Raw genomic sequence first — 14,918 nt, forward strand, 5'->3', positions numbered from 1 at the left:
ATCTGATTATCGGTGCGCGCGCGCCGGAACAAAGAAATCTTGTTTTAAGCTAGATTGTATTGATGTAAATGCAAGTAAATATAGGTCAATAAACCTCAGTGAGAGCACGAAGATCCAAACCATAGGGAAGGTCTTAAAATGACGAAATGGGTTATACTGCGAACCTGGTATTTGTATTTATCAAATAAATTTGATTCTTTGCTTCAGGAAATTCTTGTGATCACTTCCCCAAAATATCTGCTCCGCAGGAGCAAACCATGAGCCGTCCAGCACCGTCCTATAAAGGGCTGACACGTATTGCCTCGCTGGTCTCCCTGTGTGTGGCGCTGGTTCTGGTCTGCGTAAAAGTATGGGCGTGGGCTGCCACCGGTTCGATTGCGTTGCTGACGTCAGCAGCCGACGGTCTGGTCGATGTGCTTGCGTCGATGGTGACGTTAATCGGTGTGCGTTACGCCATACGGCCAGCTGATAAAGGCCATCGCTACGGGCACGGCAAAGCCGAAGCCGTTGCCGCCTTTGTTCAGGCCTTGCTGCTGGGTGCTGCGGGGCTGGTGCTGGGCGGTGAATCCATCGGACGCATCATTAATCCGGAACCTCTGGCGCAGCTTGGTCTCGGGATTTGGGTCATCATCGGCAGCTCTCTGGCGGCCACCGGTTTAGTGCTGATGCAAACGTACGTGGTGAAACGCACCGGCTCGACCGCGATTGCTGCTGACCGCGCGCACTACGTCACGGATGTCGCGGTGAATATCGCTGTTCTTCTGGCGCTGATTTTCGAACGCTATTTCGGCTGGACGCGTTCCGACTCCATCGGCGCACTGCTGATTTCCTTCTACATGCTCTGGAACGCCCGCGGTATGGCGGCAGATGCGCTGAAACAATTGCTGGACAGGGAACTGAGTGCCGATGACCGTAAGCGCGTGAAAGCGGCAGTATTAAGTGTCGAAGGTGTACGCGGCGTGCATGACATTCGCACCCGCAACGGCGGCGACCGCGTATTTGTCGAGTTTCACGTTGAGGTCGATGGCGCCCTGACGGTGGATATCGGCCACGATATTGGTGATGCCGCTGAAATGGCGGTAAGTAAACTGTTCAAGTCCGCGGATGTGACCGCGCATCTGGAGCCGGACGGGATTGATGACGACAGACTGGATAATTTATTGCACTAAGGCTTAGGCATTGGGTTGCCATCCAAACTGGCCAAGACTTTGGGTTGCCACCCAAACTGGCCAAGACTTTGGGTTGCCATCCAAACTGGCCAAGACTTTGGGTTGCCACCCAAACTGGCCAAGACTTTGGGTTGCCAACCAAACTGGCCTTAAGGTCAAGACCGTGGGCGTCGGCCCACACCGACCAGAGACCCGGTAACGCGCGGGCCTCTGGACTCCGCGCTTTTTTCACTGCGCGCTGTCGCGGGTATGACGGACATGTTCTGGTGTATTGGTGAGTGGCGTAAAATGTCATCGCTGCGCGATTCCCGAGTTTCAGGTTTCGAGCCTCGGGTCTCGAACCATTCACTCGGTGCCATTTTTGATCACGCCAATCAACTTTTCTAAAAGATGAAAAACAGTCTGCCGTTGATTTTCAGATCGTGCGGGCGATTCAGAAATCTTGCTGAATGAGAGGTTGCAGACCATAGGCTGCAATCCCGAAATGAAGGCACCGCGTAGCGGCAAGATTTCCAGCCTGTCGCAGTGGTAGCTGAAACATAGTGTCTAGCGATAGCGCGCAGTAAAAGAGCCGGAGATCCTTAAGAGGCGCGGCGATAGGCGCCTCTTGAGGCCAGTTTGGGTGGCAACCCAAGGTGTTGACCTTTGGGCCAGTGTGGGCGGCGAGCCCACGACCTTGACCTTAAGGCCAGTTTGGGTGGCAACCCAAGGTCTTGACCATAAGGTCAGTTTGGATAGCAACCCAAGGTTATAAAATTTTAGGCTTTTGAAAAGCCGCCCAAATGCAGCGGCTATCCTGCATTACTTGATCGCCATGGCATCCCGCATCGTATAGAACAAATCTGTCTGATCTGTCAGACCGACCACATTCCCCGCATGTGGCCCGAACGCGGCTATGCGCAGTTGAGTCCCGGTATGTCCCTGCGAATCATCTTCGGAGTTGCCGTAGCTGATGGTCATCGGCGCGCCGTCTTTGGTGGTCAGCGTCTGCGTCAGGCCCGGTGCTTTGGCGTCGGCTTCGATTATTTGGCTGGAATGCGCGTGGTCGGCGGTGACGATAACCAGCGTGTTGCCGTCCTGACGGGCGAATTCCAGCGCTTTCTGTACGGCCTCATCCAGGTCGACCGTTTCACCAAACTGTCCGCATGGATTGGCGGCGTGATCCTGCTTATCAATTGATGCGCCTTCAACTTGCAGGAAGAAACCGTTCTGATTGGTTTTCAGCAGGTCGATAGCTTTTTCTGTCATCGCCGCCAGCGTCGGGATATCTGCGGTGCGTTGCGGATTGGCTTCACAGGTCACGGCAGGTTTGTCGATATTACCGTGATAAGTGGCTTTCGGCCCCTGCCAGCGAACCGGCATGTTGCCTTCGGAAAACAGGCCCAGTACCGGTTTCTTCTGGTCTGCCTGCGTGATTGCGCTCAGCTGTTCAGCGTTCTCCACCCAGACATAACCCTGCGCCAGCGCCTGGTCTTTCAGTGATTTCCCCTGGAACTCACCGGCTTTCGCCAGCTGACTGAATGATTTTCTGCCGCCGCCCAGCGTGACATCCGCACGAGCCTGCAACAATTGTTCAGTGATCGAACCGCGTCCGCCGTTTTCCAGTGCGTTGCTGGCACATTTCTCTGCCGTTTCTTCCGGGCCATAGCATTTGCGCGAGGTGACATGGGCGATTTGCGCTGCCGGTGTGGCATCCTGCAATTCAGCGGTGGAAACGTTGCCGGTGGCTTTACCCGCCGCTTTAGCAATTTCGAGAATGGTCTGGTGATCTTTACCGTTTACATCCACGCCAATCGCACCGTTATAGCTTTTGACGCCGGTTGTCCAGGCAGTGGCGGAAGCAGCAGAGTCAGTTACATAACTTGGTTTCTGCGTTTTCTTGTCCAGAGAATAATGTGTGTACTGACCAGTCAGCGGCAGGGCATCGATACCTTTGAAATAGCCGCCTGCACCTTCGGCATAGTTACGCGCAGAGGTAATTTCAGAATCACCCATGCCGTCGCCAATCAGCAAAATGACGTTTTTCACCGTTTTGTCGGACAGCGATGCTTTCAGCGCGGCGGTCTGATCACCGCTCAGGCGGCGTGCGCCACCCGGTTCTGTCAGCACGCCTTTCGCGGCGCGGTCAGTCAGCGTGTCAGTTTCAGCGGCGAGGGAGGCGGCAGAGGCGGAAAGCAGCACGGCGGCAGTCACTGCACGGGCGATCAGAGATACAGATTGTTGCATTGTCAAAACTCCTTTTTCTAAACCATCGGAAATAAAAAAACACATATAGATATTTTTTGTTACCGGAAGGTTAAGGGAGAGTTGTGACGGTTTAATGACAGGCACCGGGTTGGTGATGAGACTGGGGGTTAACTTCAACTTCAACTTCAAGGTCAATACCTTGGGTTGCCACCCAAACTGGCCTTAAGGTCAAGGTCGTGGGCGTCGGCCCACACCGACCAGAGACCCGGTAACGCGCGGGCCTCTGGACTCCGCGCTTTTTTCACTACGCGCTGTCGCGGGTATGACGGACATGTTCTGGTGCATTGGTGAGTGGCGTAAAATGTCATCGCTGCGCGATTCCCGAGTTTCAGGTTTCGAGCCTCGGGTCTCGAACCATTCACTCGGTGCCATTTTTGATCACGCCAATCAACTTTTCTAAAAGATGAAAAACAGTCTGCCGTTGATTTTCAGATCGTGCGGGCGATTCAGAAAACTTGCTGAATGAGAGGTTGCAGACCCAAGGCTGCAATCCCGAAATGAAGGTACCGCGCAGCGGCAAGATTTCCAGCCTGTCGCAGTGTTTTCTGAAACATAGCCCGCGAGCGGAAGCGCGTGTTGAAAAAAGCGAGGGGAGTTCAGAGGGGAAAAGCCTTTCCCCTCTGGTCGGTTTCGGCGCTGCCCGATAAGTGATCACCGCAACTGAGAAACCGAAACTTTCTCGGCACAGCTTTCAGTGCAACTGAGAAACCGAAACTTTCTCGGCACAGCTTTTCAGTGCAACTGAGACGCCGCCCTTTGCATCGGCACTATGCAAATAAAAAAGCCCCGGAGATCGGGGCTTTTTCATAAAGACATCAAAGCCGCTATCAGTTGACCTGAACCGGCATACCGGAACGCATCTCGATCGCGCGCTGAACCACAGTCTGGTTAACCGCAGGATCCATCGCAACACTGCTTGCGCTGCCGGTCAGAGTGATTGGCAGCGGTTGCTGGGAATCAAACTCTTCCTGGTTAGAGGACAGCGGGTTGTGGATCTCAATGTAACGTTTGCCGTCTGGCTCAATGGTGGCTTTCACCGGTTCGTTGATGAACTGAACACGTGTACCTTGCGGCACGTTGTCGTACAACCATTTGATGTCAGCATCACGCAGGCGCACACAACCGTGGCTCACGCGCAGACCAATACCGAAGTTGGCGTTGGTGCCGTGAACGGCATACAGACGACCCACGTACAGCGCGTACAGACCCATCGGGTTGTCCGGACCAGCAGGGAAGACGGCTGGCAGGAATTCGCCACGTGCAGCATATTCTTCATGCATTTTTGCGGTTGGCGTCCAGGTCGGGCCGGCTTTTTTACGCTGAACGGTCGTCACCCAGTTCATCGGGGTGTCTTTGCCAAGCTCACCGATACCGATTGGCAGAACCACTACAGTGTTGGTGCCTTTCGGGTAGTAATACAGACGCATTTCAGCACTGTTGATCACGATGCCATCGTGCGGAGTATCCGGCAGGATCAGTTGCTGAGGAATGGTCAGCACGGTGCCAGGAGTTGGCAGGAACGGGTCAACGCCAGGGTTGGCTTCAAGCATGTTGCTCAAACCCATCTGGTATTGCGCTGCGAAATGTTCCAGTGGCAGGCTGCTGCCCTGAGGAACAGTAACTGTGATGTTTTCACCGACCAGACGACCGTTATTGGCCGGCAGAGGGTAGACCACAGCAAAAGACGCCTGGCTATATGCAGCAACTGCCAAAACCAGGGTAAGGATTGCGCGAATGCTCATTTTCATATTTTCGTTGGTCGTTAATGCCACACTGGCAGTTGTTGTCAGGATGTTAATTCCCCCCGACGCAGTCGAAACCGGCCGGAGAGATAGTGTACTTGCACATAGCACTTGAAAGGGACTCAGTATGTGTAACGAATCGCATTTCAGGGCCGCTAATTATAAGGATTTATTTCAAACAGGCCAAAGCTTTCTCACCATGTTAGAAAAGTTCCCTCAGCTAAAGGCATTTTTTGATGCAGGCTCCACATTTATTTACATTCGTCTGCTTATTTACGGCAAAACGGCACCATGATCAGCGCCGCCAGGAACATCCAGGCCATCACCTGAAAAATATCATTGAAGGCCAGGGTCAGAGACTGCGCGGCTACTTTGGCGCCGAACAAACTTTTTGCCATCAGTAAGGCCTGCGCAGTGTCTGGCGTGAGATGACCGATCCTTTGCGCCAGCGAGCCAATCACTTCCTGCGCGCTGTCGCTATATTGCCCTAGACTTTCGCCGAAACGCGCCGCATGTACCCGTGTCCAGTCCTGCAACCAGGTATTCACGGTAGCAATACCAATCGCGCCACCCAGATTGCGCATCAGGTTAAACAACCCGGACGCATAACGCAGTTCCGGCCCCTGAAACGCGGTCAGTGCCATGTTCACGCTCGGTACGATACACAACATGATAAACAGACCCCGCACGACCTGCGGCCAGAAAAACTGTTCCGATCCCCAGAATGTGGTGACAGCCGTGGTAAGCCACAGACTCAGTGCGAAACCGGATAATCCCACGGCGATCAGCAACCGGCGGTCAACGCGGTTGATTAATCTGGCGGCAATAATCGTGCTGAAAAACTGCCCGACGCCGACCACAAACACCGTCGTCCCGATTTCCAGGCTGTTGAAATCGCGGATGCGGCCAAGGAACACCGGCGTCAGATAGGTAGAGGCATACAGCCCGAATCCGACCACCAGATTGAACAGGCAGGCGAAGGTGAACGTTGGATCGCGAAAAGGCGTCAGGCGCACGATCGGGTTTTTGGAATAAAAGGAGCGTTCGAGGAACAGGATAAAAGCCACCAGCGAGAACCAGGCTGATATCTGGATCTGCGGATCGCTGAACCAGTTCTTGCGCGGACCTTCTTCCAGCACGTATTCCAGGCAACCAAGGGCTATCGCCATCGACAATAAATGCACCCAGTCGATGCGTCTAAGCATCGAAAAATCAGCCTTATCAACATGAATGAACAGTACCGCACCGGTCGCCACCAGAATGCCGGGCAGGATGTTGATGAAGAAAATCCACCGCCAGTCGAGTAACTGCGTGACCACGCCGCCGACCGTCGGTCCGAGCGTGGGCGCCAGCACGCTGACCATGCCGAGGATCGCCGGGATCAGCGCCTGCTGTTTACCCTGAAACATGGCAAAACCGGTGGCGAAAACAGTCGGTACCATCGCGCCGCCGGTAAAGCCCTGCAAAGCGCGGAAGAAGATCATCGATTCAATATTCCACGACAATCCACAACCCATACTGCTGAGCGTGAACAATGCGGCAGAGGCACTGAACAGCCAGCGGGTGGAAAGCGCCTGCGTCAGAAACGCCGAGAAAGGGATCATCACCAGCTCGGCGATCAGGTAGGACGTTTGTACCCAGCTGATTTCATCGGGTCCGGCAGACAGCCCGGCCTGCACATCGTTTAACGAGGCGGCGACGATCTGAATGTCGATCAGCGCCAGGAACATGCCGAACGCCATAATGCTGAAAATCAGAAACTTGCGTGAGGTCGGGTAATCCGCAGGCGAGAGCGTTGCGGATGGCGTCAGGGTGGCAGGCATTTTTGTGAGATCCCGGGGCTTGTTTATATGATAAGCATCATATTAATATGATGACCATCATGCAATGAGTGAGAATAAAAATGAGTGAAACCACAGCAGGTGAAGGGATCGCGGTTCCGGTGGAGAAATCCGGTAAACGTTCAAAGCGGATCTTTGTGGTCAGCGGCATTGCGCTGGCTGTTGCTCTTGGCGGTGCTGCCTGGTTGCTGGCTGCGCCTGCATCGGAATCAACCGACGATGCCTACCTGACCGCAGATGCGACTACCGTCGCGCCAAAAGTGAAGGGGTTTGTGGCAAAGGTACTGGTGCGGCACAACCAGCAGGTTCATGCAGGGGATAAACTGGTCCTTATCGACAGCGAGGAATTTACAGCACGTCTGAATGCGGCACGCGGCGATCTTCAAGATGCGCGGGCGCAGGTCGCGCAACAGCAGGCGGCATTGCTCAGCCAGCAGGCGCAGGAACAGCTGGCACTGACTCAGATTGACGCGGCACGCACGGCAATCCGTTCCTCCCTTGCCGAGCAGCAACACGCCGAAGCCGAACAGCAGCGTTATCAGTCGCTGGCGGTCAGCGGCGCGACGTCACGTAATGATGCCGACCGCTATAAAACCACCGCCGTGACCGCTGAACAGACCTCGGCACACGCCGCTGCCATGCTGGATGTGGCGCAAAATCAGGCGGCAGTCACACATGCAAAACGCGCTGAAATTGAAGCCGCGCTGGCGCTGGCGAATGCGGCAGTCGTGAAAGCGCAGGCGGCGGAAGATCTGGCGCAACAGGATCTCAATCACACTACGATTTTTGCAGCCGTGGATGGCGTGGCGGGAAACCGTCAGGTTCAGGTGGGCGATTATGTCACGCCCGGTCAGCGGCTGATGACGCTGGTGCCGGAGCAGGGGATTTATGTGACAGCCAACTTCAAAGAGACGCAGACCGGCAGAATGCAACCGGGACAACGGGCGGATGTCCATGTCGATGCGTTGCCGGGTGTGACGTTTCGCGGTGAAGTCGACAGCCTCGCGCCAGGTTCCGGTTCCACATTTGCACTGCTGCCGTTTGAGCCGGGCACCGGTAACTTCACCAAAATTGTTCAACGGGTGCCTGTGCGTATTCGTCTCGATGCCGGTCAGCCGGATTTAGCGGCGCTGCGTCCGGGATTATCGGTGGATGCCCGCGTTTCGTTAACCGATGCGGTCAGGTAAACTATGACGGCAATTTTCTGATGATCAGGGCCTGACTATGCGCTATGAAAGTGAACATAAACCTAAAATCCGCGAGCGGATCGTGAAAGAAGCGGCGAAAGCTATCCGCGCCAAGGGGCCGTTGCAGGTCAGCGTGGCTGGCGTGATGAGTAAAGCCGGTCTGACGCACGGCGGGTTCTATGCGCACTTTGCCTCAAAAGATGCCCTGATCGAAGCAGCTATCGCACAGATGTTTAATCAGGTGATGGCGCGCTGGGATAAAGATAATCAGGGGCTGACCGCACAGCAGCAACTGGCGGGGTATATCGATTTCTATCTTTCGACATGGCACCGTGATAACCGTGCGCAGGGCTGTCCGGTTTCCGCGCTGGCTTCGGAAACACCCCGTATGCCGGCAGCTTGTCAGGCGGAGTTTGCACGGGGGATCGAACGGATCCGAGGGATGATTTTTCGTCAGCTGACGGAGATGGGCGTTGAGGATTTAAAAACCACGGCGATATCAGTCAGTGCAGAGCTGATGGGCAGCTTGTCGCTGGCACGTTGCGAACCTGATCGTAAAGCTTCGGATGCGTTGCTGGAAAGTGCGCGAAAGACGGTGAAAGCGCGGCTGAATTTGCCGGAAGAATAAACTCTCAGAATCGCTCCCTCCCCTGCGAAGGGGAGGGTTGGGGTGGGGTATTAAGTTCTAAATCAAAAGTTAAGGTTTTCTTAAACAAGGTGTTAGCCCTTAAAACCCCCTCCCAGCCTCCCCCTTCGCAGGGGGAGGAGCTGAAAAAATCTATCAGAAGTCATAACCTACTGTAGCAACCACAGTACGTTCCTGACCCCAGTAGCAGTAGCTGGTGCCGTAACAGGCCGCGACATATTTCTTGTCGAACAGGTTGTTGGCATTCAGCTGCACATACGCGCCTTTCAGCTGCGGATTAAACTGCACCAGATTCATACGCAGTGATGCGTCAACCAGCGTGGCAGAAGGCATGTGACGGGTGTTTTCGTTATCCGCCCATTGTGTGCCGATGTAGCGCACGCCCGCACCCATATCCACACCAATCGGCGTGTTGTACTGACCCCAGATGGACGCCATTTGTTTTGGCGTCACATACGGCGTGTTGCCGTTGTTTTCGGCGGCATCACGGATACGCACTTTGTTGTAGGTATAACCGGCCATCACGTTGAAGCGTTCGGTAACCTGTTTCTTGGCTTCCAGCTCCAGACCCTGTGAACGGATTTTCCCTGCCGGCTCGTAATAGCTGCCCACCACCACGCGGTTACCCACGTCTTTTTGCGTCAGATCATACAACGCCGCGCTGTACATATCGGACGTGCCGACCGGCTGGTATTTGATCCCGGCTTCGTATTGCTCGCTCTGCATCGGTTTCAGCAGGGTGCCATCAGCGCCCGGCAGGGCAGATGGGGTCATCGCCTGGCTGTAGCTGACGTACGGAGAAATCCCGCTGTCGAAGGCGTACAGCAGGGAAGCGCGGCTGCTGAAGTGTTCGTCTTTACGTTCGCTGTTGCTCTGCGTGCCGTAAATGCTTTCGTAGCTGCGGCTGGAGGTTTTCAGCGTGTCGTAACGGCCTGACAGGGTCAGATACCATTTGTTCCAGCTCATTTCATCTTGCAGATAAGTGCCCATCTGCTCATAACGGTTTTTACCGCGTGAATGGCTGTAATAATCCAGGGCATCGCCGCCCACACCGGTGTACGGGTTAAGTGGCTCAGCGGTGGCGCCATCAGATTTCACGTCGTTGATAAAGTGGGAATAATCAAAGCCCAGTACCACTTTATGTGCCAGTTCGCCGGTGGCGAAATCCGCTTCCAGCTGGTTGTCGATAGCAAACGTATCCAGAGATGACTTCTCACCGGAATAGTAGCGATTCATCAGCGTACGGTCTGCGTTCCAGCCAGCCTGATACACCTGATCCAGTTCGGTATTGGAATGGGTGTAGTTGGCGTTCTGGCGGAATGACCATACGTCGTTAAACGCGTGCTGGAATTCGTAGCTGTAGATCTGCTCCCAGCGTTTGAACTGGTTGCGGGTGGTTTCGCCATCGAAGAAACCACGGCTCAGTTTCTGACCGTACAGGCTGCCGTCGGCAGGCACTGCGGCGTGATAACCGCCGGACGGATCTTTTTGCAGATAAGCCCGCAGTAACAGGGAGGTGTTTTCATCCGGCGTCCACAGTAACTGCGGAGAAATCGCGTAACGCTCTTCACGCTGATGATCGTACTGCGTATCGCTGCTGCGGGTCATACCGGTCAGGCGGAATGCCAGCTGATCGTTGATCGCGTTAGTGTAATCGAACGCGCCGCCTTTGGTGTTTTGTGTACCACCGGAAAGCTGGAAGTGACCTTCTTCAGCAAACTGCGGGCGCTTGGTGGTTTCCATCACCACACCGCCGGGAATGCTCTGGCCGTAAAGTGCAGAAGACGGGCCTTTCACCACATCAATACGTTCGAGGAACCACGGATCAACCTGAATGGAGTTGTAAGTTGCGCCATCGCTGAGAATACGCAGGCCATCAAGGAAGGTGTTGTTGACGTCACCGCCGTGGAAACCGCGCAGGGAAATTGTGTCATAACGCGTTGCGCCACCGGCAAAGTTGGTGAAGACGCCGGGCGTATAGTTAAGTGCAGCGTTAACCGTGGTGGCGTTCTGGTCAGTCATTTGCTGACGGGTCACGACAGACACGGCCTGACCGGTAGTGATCAGCGGCTGATCCGTTTTGGTCGCGCTTTTACTGGTTTTTGCACTGTAACCCTGCGTCGGGGCATCTGCGGTATCAGCAGGTGCGGCTTTGACAACCACGGTATCTTCGGCAGCCATTGATGCAGCCGGAACGGCCAGCGCCATGGCGCACATCAGCACCGAGCGTTTGAGGGGGAAAGCCAACAACATATTCATAGTCCCTATAAATAACCTGATAAATCATCAGGTGATTAATTGATGCGTGTGAAATAGACCCAAAAAGCCAGCAGGGTTACGCGCGGAAACCGCGGCGCAATAACGCGGTATGGCTTAACGAAAACGAGACGAATGTTAAACTTAATGATAATTGTTATCATTATTATTTTACAAATTCAAGGGGGTTTTCTTCTAAAAATGTGAACTGACGCATGTTTATCATGATGAAATACAGGGTCTTTTTGATTGTTTTACGAACAACCTTACTCAGGCAATGGATATCGAATATGATTACCGCATCGTGAAATTAGAAGAATCCCTTGAAAACGCAGACAAAACCGCAGTTACGGATAAGCTTTAAGAGTGAGTTTTTTTAAATCGAAAAAGTTCACGACCGAGATCGGGAAATAATGCAGTGAGGGACGGCGCGGTGATCGATCCGCATAGCGACGACGCCCGTGTACAAGGCGTTCGCCGCTTTATTGAGATGATTGAGCAGGAACCCCGCTTATCTGCCACCGCGCTGCAAACCGTCGGCAGCAAAGGCTGGGACGGTTTTGTGCTGGCGAGGGTAGTCAGCTAAACGCAGGCGTTAACGCGCCAGACCAAAGCCAATGTCAAACAGCGGGTTTTCGCTGTCATGCGGCATATCCGACTGTTGTTTAAGCACGGCTTCCATCGATGACGGCAGTTCGAACGGCAGTTTGCCGGTATACGCTTCGCTGCTGGTCAGACGGCTAAACAGCACCGCATCGCTGACCCCGAAATTGCCAATAACCGCTTTTGCTTTGTCATTCACGTTGGTCAGAATAGCAGGGCGGTCGAGGTACACCGTCACCACCGTGGGTACCGCTTTGCTGGCTTTTACGATGGCCTGATAATCGGCATTGTCATCGGTAAAGGCCAGTGAACCTTCATGGTGGCGCTTGCCGAAGAACCACTGTTTATGCGGTTGTTCATAAGGTGCATGGGCGCGGATCAACGCGACATCAGCTTTTTCAGGCGCATCAACCACGGTGAAACCTGCGGCCTGTGCGGCTTTCGGTTCGAGACCATACAGCCACACTTTTTTGCCTTTTTTCAGCGGCAAAAGATCATCGGTATTTTGCAGTAAAACAAGGGAGTGACGTTGCGCCGCATCGGCTTCTTTCTGCCAGTCTGCGCGTCCGACGGTTTTCACTGCTTTCTGAGGATCCACAAACGGATTTTCAAACAGTCCAATGCGGAATTTCTGCTCAAGGATGCGCACCACGGATTCATCCAGCCGCTGCTGCGTCAGCTGTTTTTCGTTGACCGCATTCACCAGGAGCTGTGAGTCAGTCACGCCGCCAAACTGATCCACACCAGCCTTCACCGCTTTGACGAAACGCTGCTGCGGCGTCAGCTTTTCAACGCCCCAGGACATGCCGCCGGGTACCGGTTCTTTGCCTTCCGGCGAACCGTTCAGGCATTCGTCTTCGCAGTTGCTGGTGATCAGCCAGTCGCTGAGGATCACCCCTTTGAAACCATACTGACCGCGCAGGATATCCATCAGTAACTGATGGCTGAATCCGGCACCGACCTGTTCCAGCGGTTTGCCTTCAAAGGACGCGTTTTTCAAAATAGAGTAGGTGGGCATGACGCTGGCGACGTTGGCTTCGAACGCGCCGGTAAACGGATAGATGTGCTCTTTGAGATTATTGCCCGGGAACACCGCGTTTTTGCCGTAAACGTTGTGACTGTCGTAGCCGTTTTCCGCCGCACCGTAGCCGACCCAGTGCTTCACTACCGAAATCACGCTGCCCTGATTCAGGCCATCGCCGCCATTTTGCATCCCTTCGATGTAGCCGCGCACCATGTTATGCACCCGCGTCGGGTCTTCACCGAAAGTACCACTGATACGCGCCCAGCGCGGTTCGGTCGCCAGATCGGCCTGCGGAGAAAGTGCCTCGCGAATGCCGACAGCCAGATATTCCTGACGGACGATATCGGCGTAGCGGCGGGTGAGTTTTTCATTGCCAATTGCCGCCAGCCCTAACGTTTCCGGCCACTGTGTGAATTTGCCGGAAGCCGTGCTCGCGCCAGTCAGATATTCAAACGAGTTGCGTGGATCACTGCTGATGGTGACCGGAATACCGAGTCGTGATTTTTCAGCAATCTGCTGCAGTTTATTGTTCTCTTCTGCCATCACCGCAGGGTCTTCCGCTGACAACCGGGTGATCAGACTGTTGACCTTCGCGCCGGAAATCATCTTTTCCGCCGCCGCCATATCATAGTGAGTCCCGGCGCCGATCGGACTGTTGGCCGTCGGTGCGGAGCCGTGCATCATCACCCCGGCTTTTTCTTCCAGCGTCATACGTTTTACCAGATCCGCCGCGCGTTCTTCCGGCGTCAGTCGCCAGTCCTCATAAGGTTCGAGTTTGCCGGAGTGATTGAGATCTTTAAATTGCAGGCCATCAATGGTCAGCAATGTCACTTCCCGCTGACTCAGTTCGGGTTGATCGGTATCAGCAAAAGCAGCCGGTGTGGAAAACAGAAGGGCAGAAACAGCCAGGTTCAGAGGTTTGATTTTCATCATCATCCTTAATTATTTTGTGTCTATAAAGAATTGATAAATATAGAAACTTAATGCTTAAGGAATAACCTATTTACCTGACTGATATTGCGATCAGGTTCTCAAATGTTATCAGCCAAGCACCATTCCCAGTACCGCGCCGACCGCCAGTACCCATAACGGGTGGATCCGCTTATTAAGCGCCAGCAGGGTACACAGGGCGATCACGCCGGCAAGTGACAGCGTGGTGGCTGAAGCTTTGGCGATCAACAGTCCGCTCGACACCACCAGCCCGACGGTGACCGGCACCAGTCCGCGCTGAATAACCTGACGCCACGGTCGGTCTTTATAACGCTTCCAGCCCCCCATCACGATCAGCGTCACCACGGAAGACGGACCAAATTTTGCCAGCGAAGACACCAGCAGACCGGACCATCCCGCAACCTGCCAGCCAATCAGCGGCACGATCATCATATTCGGTCCGGGAGCGGCTTGCGCCAGCGCGAACAATGCACTGAATTCCTGCGCGCTCATCCAGTGATGTACCTGCACCACGGCACGTTGCATCTCTGGCAGAATGGTATTACCGCCGCCAAAGGCCAGCAGTGAAAGTTCGGTAAACAGCAGGGCGAGTGAGAGTAAAACGGCCATCAGAATTTACTCCTTGCGCAGATGAAAATACTGACCGGAGCCAGCACCAGCATCACCGGCAGCATCGGGATGCGAAATCCTGCGATGGCAATGACGCCTGCGGCGACCAGCGCCAGTTGCAGCCATTTTCCCCGCAAAGGTGCCAGCATCTTGAGGCCGGTCGAGAGCAGTAAACCCGCTGCCGCTGCCGCCATCCCCGCAAACAAATGTTCCACCAGCGGTTCATTCTGATAGCGTGCATACACCAGTCCGAGCAGCACCACGCAAATCGTCGGTGCCAGGATCAGGCCGAGAATGGCTGAAAGCGCACCGCGCAGCCCGCGAAACTCCATCCCCAGCGCGACGGATAAATTAATGATATTGCCGCCCGGTAAAAACTGACACAGACCCAGCAGTTCTGTGAACTGATCGCCGGTCAGCCAGCGGCGTTTATCCACCAGCATGTGCCGCGCCATCGGCAGCACGCCGCCGAAACCGGTCAGGCCAAGAATGAAAAAGCCTTTAAACAGTTGTCCGCAATCAGGTTGCGGCGCGGTCCCATCTTCTGTATCCAGCATTAATTTATCCTGCGTTTGTGCCGACATTTTCACTCTCTCCCTCAAATGTAATTCAAAGCCGCCAGAGGCGTAAATTCTGTTAAGGA

10 protein-coding genes and 1 pseudogene are annotated in these 14,918 nt (G+C 54.4%); 4 read left to right on the forward strand and 7 right to left on the reverse strand.

All coding sequences use genetic code 11. The annotated features are described in order from the left end of the window. Positions 1 to 257: 257 nt before the first annotated feature. Positions 258 to 1,169 carry a cation diffusion facilitator family transporter gene (locus tag EC840_RS03180; RefSeq protein WP_120164026.1) on the forward strand — a complete coding sequence of 304 codons (912 nt, stop codon included), beginning with the start codon at positions 258 to 260 and terminating at the stop codon, positions 1,167 to 1,169. An 801-nt stretch (positions 1,170 to 1,970) separates the two neighbouring features. On the opposite strand, the gene phoA is transcribed toward EC840_RS03180, so the two are convergent. The 3 genes from phoA to EC840_RS03195 all read right to left on the reverse strand — a co-directional run bounded on the left by phoA (position 1,971) and on the right by EC840_RS03195 (position 6,981). After that, positions 1,971 to 3,395 (reverse strand): alkaline phosphatase, encoded by a 1,425-nt coding sequence (phoA, locus tag EC840_RS03185; protein ID WP_129638765.1) that lies wholly within the window; start codon positions 3,393 to 3,395, stop codon positions 1,971 to 1,973. A gap of 848 nt (positions 3,396 to 4,243) precedes the next feature. Further along, positions 4,244 to 5,164, reverse strand: a complete 921-nt coding sequence (locus tag EC840_RS03190) for a L,D-transpeptidase family protein (RefSeq protein ID WP_112289982.1) — start codon at positions 5,162 to 5,164, stop codon at positions 4,244 to 4,246. A gap of 263 nt (positions 5,165 to 5,427) precedes the next feature. Further along, a complete protein-coding gene (locus EC840_RS03195; RefSeq protein WP_132963968.1) occupies positions 5,428 to 6,981 on the reverse strand; it encodes a DHA2 family efflux MFS transporter permease subunit in 1,554 nt (517 codons plus the stop codon). Positions 6,982 to 7,061: 80 nt separating this feature from the next. Between EC840_RS03195 and EC840_RS03200 the strand changes: the two genes are divergently transcribed. Further along, on the forward strand, positions 7,062 to 8,186 hold the full coding sequence (locus EC840_RS03200; protein ID WP_132963969.1) for an HlyD family secretion protein: 1,125 nt from the start codon (positions 7,062 to 7,064) through the stop codon (positions 8,184 to 8,186). A gap of 37 nt (positions 8,187 to 8,223) precedes the next feature. After that, positions 8,224 to 8,814 carry a TetR/AcrR family transcriptional regulator gene (locus tag EC840_RS03205; RefSeq protein ID WP_132963970.1) on the forward strand — a complete coding sequence of 197 codons (591 nt, stop codon included), beginning with the start codon at positions 8,224 to 8,226 and terminating at the stop codon, positions 8,812 to 8,814. Positions 8,815 to 8,967: 153 nt separating this feature from the next. On the opposite strand, the gene EC840_RS03210 is transcribed toward EC840_RS03205, so the two are convergent. Next, entirely contained in the window at positions 8,968 to 11,085 is a 2,118-nt protein-coding gene (locus EC840_RS03210; protein WP_112289984.1) for a TonB-dependent siderophore receptor, read from the reverse strand. Positions 11,086 to 11,479: 394 nt separating this feature from the next. On the opposite strand from EC840_RS03210, the pseudogene EC840_RS03215 reads away from it, so the two are divergent. Further along, positions 11,480 to 11,674, forward strand: a pseudogene (locus EC840_RS03215) (methyltransferase); the annotation flags it as partial. Positions 11,675 to 11,683: 9 nt separating this feature from the next. Here EC840_RS03215 and EC840_RS03220 read toward each other — a convergent pair. The 3 genes from EC840_RS03220 to EC840_RS03230 all read right to left on the reverse strand — a co-directional run bounded on the left by EC840_RS03220 (position 11,684) and on the right by EC840_RS03230 (position 14,832). Beyond that, positions 11,684 to 13,645, reverse strand: coding sequence for a glycoside hydrolase family 3 N-terminal domain-containing protein (locus EC840_RS03220; protein ID WP_132963971.1), 1,962 nt, complete (start codon positions 13,643 to 13,645; stop codon positions 11,684 to 11,686). Positions 13,646 to 13,756: 111 nt separating this feature from the next. Next, on the reverse strand, positions 13,757 to 14,278 hold the full coding sequence (locus EC840_RS03225) for a chromate transporter (protein WP_181955552.1): 522 nt from the start codon (positions 14,276 to 14,278) through the stop codon (positions 13,757 to 13,759). Beyond that, entirely contained in the window at positions 14,275 to 14,832 is a 558-nt protein-coding gene (locus EC840_RS03230; RefSeq protein ID WP_198659732.1) for a chromate transporter, read from the reverse strand. Before EC840_RS03230 ends, EC840_RS03225 begins: the two co-directional genes overlap by 4 nt. Between the last annotated feature and the right edge of the window lie 86 nt (positions 14,833 to 14,918).

The organism is Rahnella sp. JUb53, from assembly GCF_004346065.1.
GTDB lineage: Bacteria > Pseudomonadota > Gammaproteobacteria > Enterobacterales > Enterobacteriaceae > Rahnella > Rahnella variigena.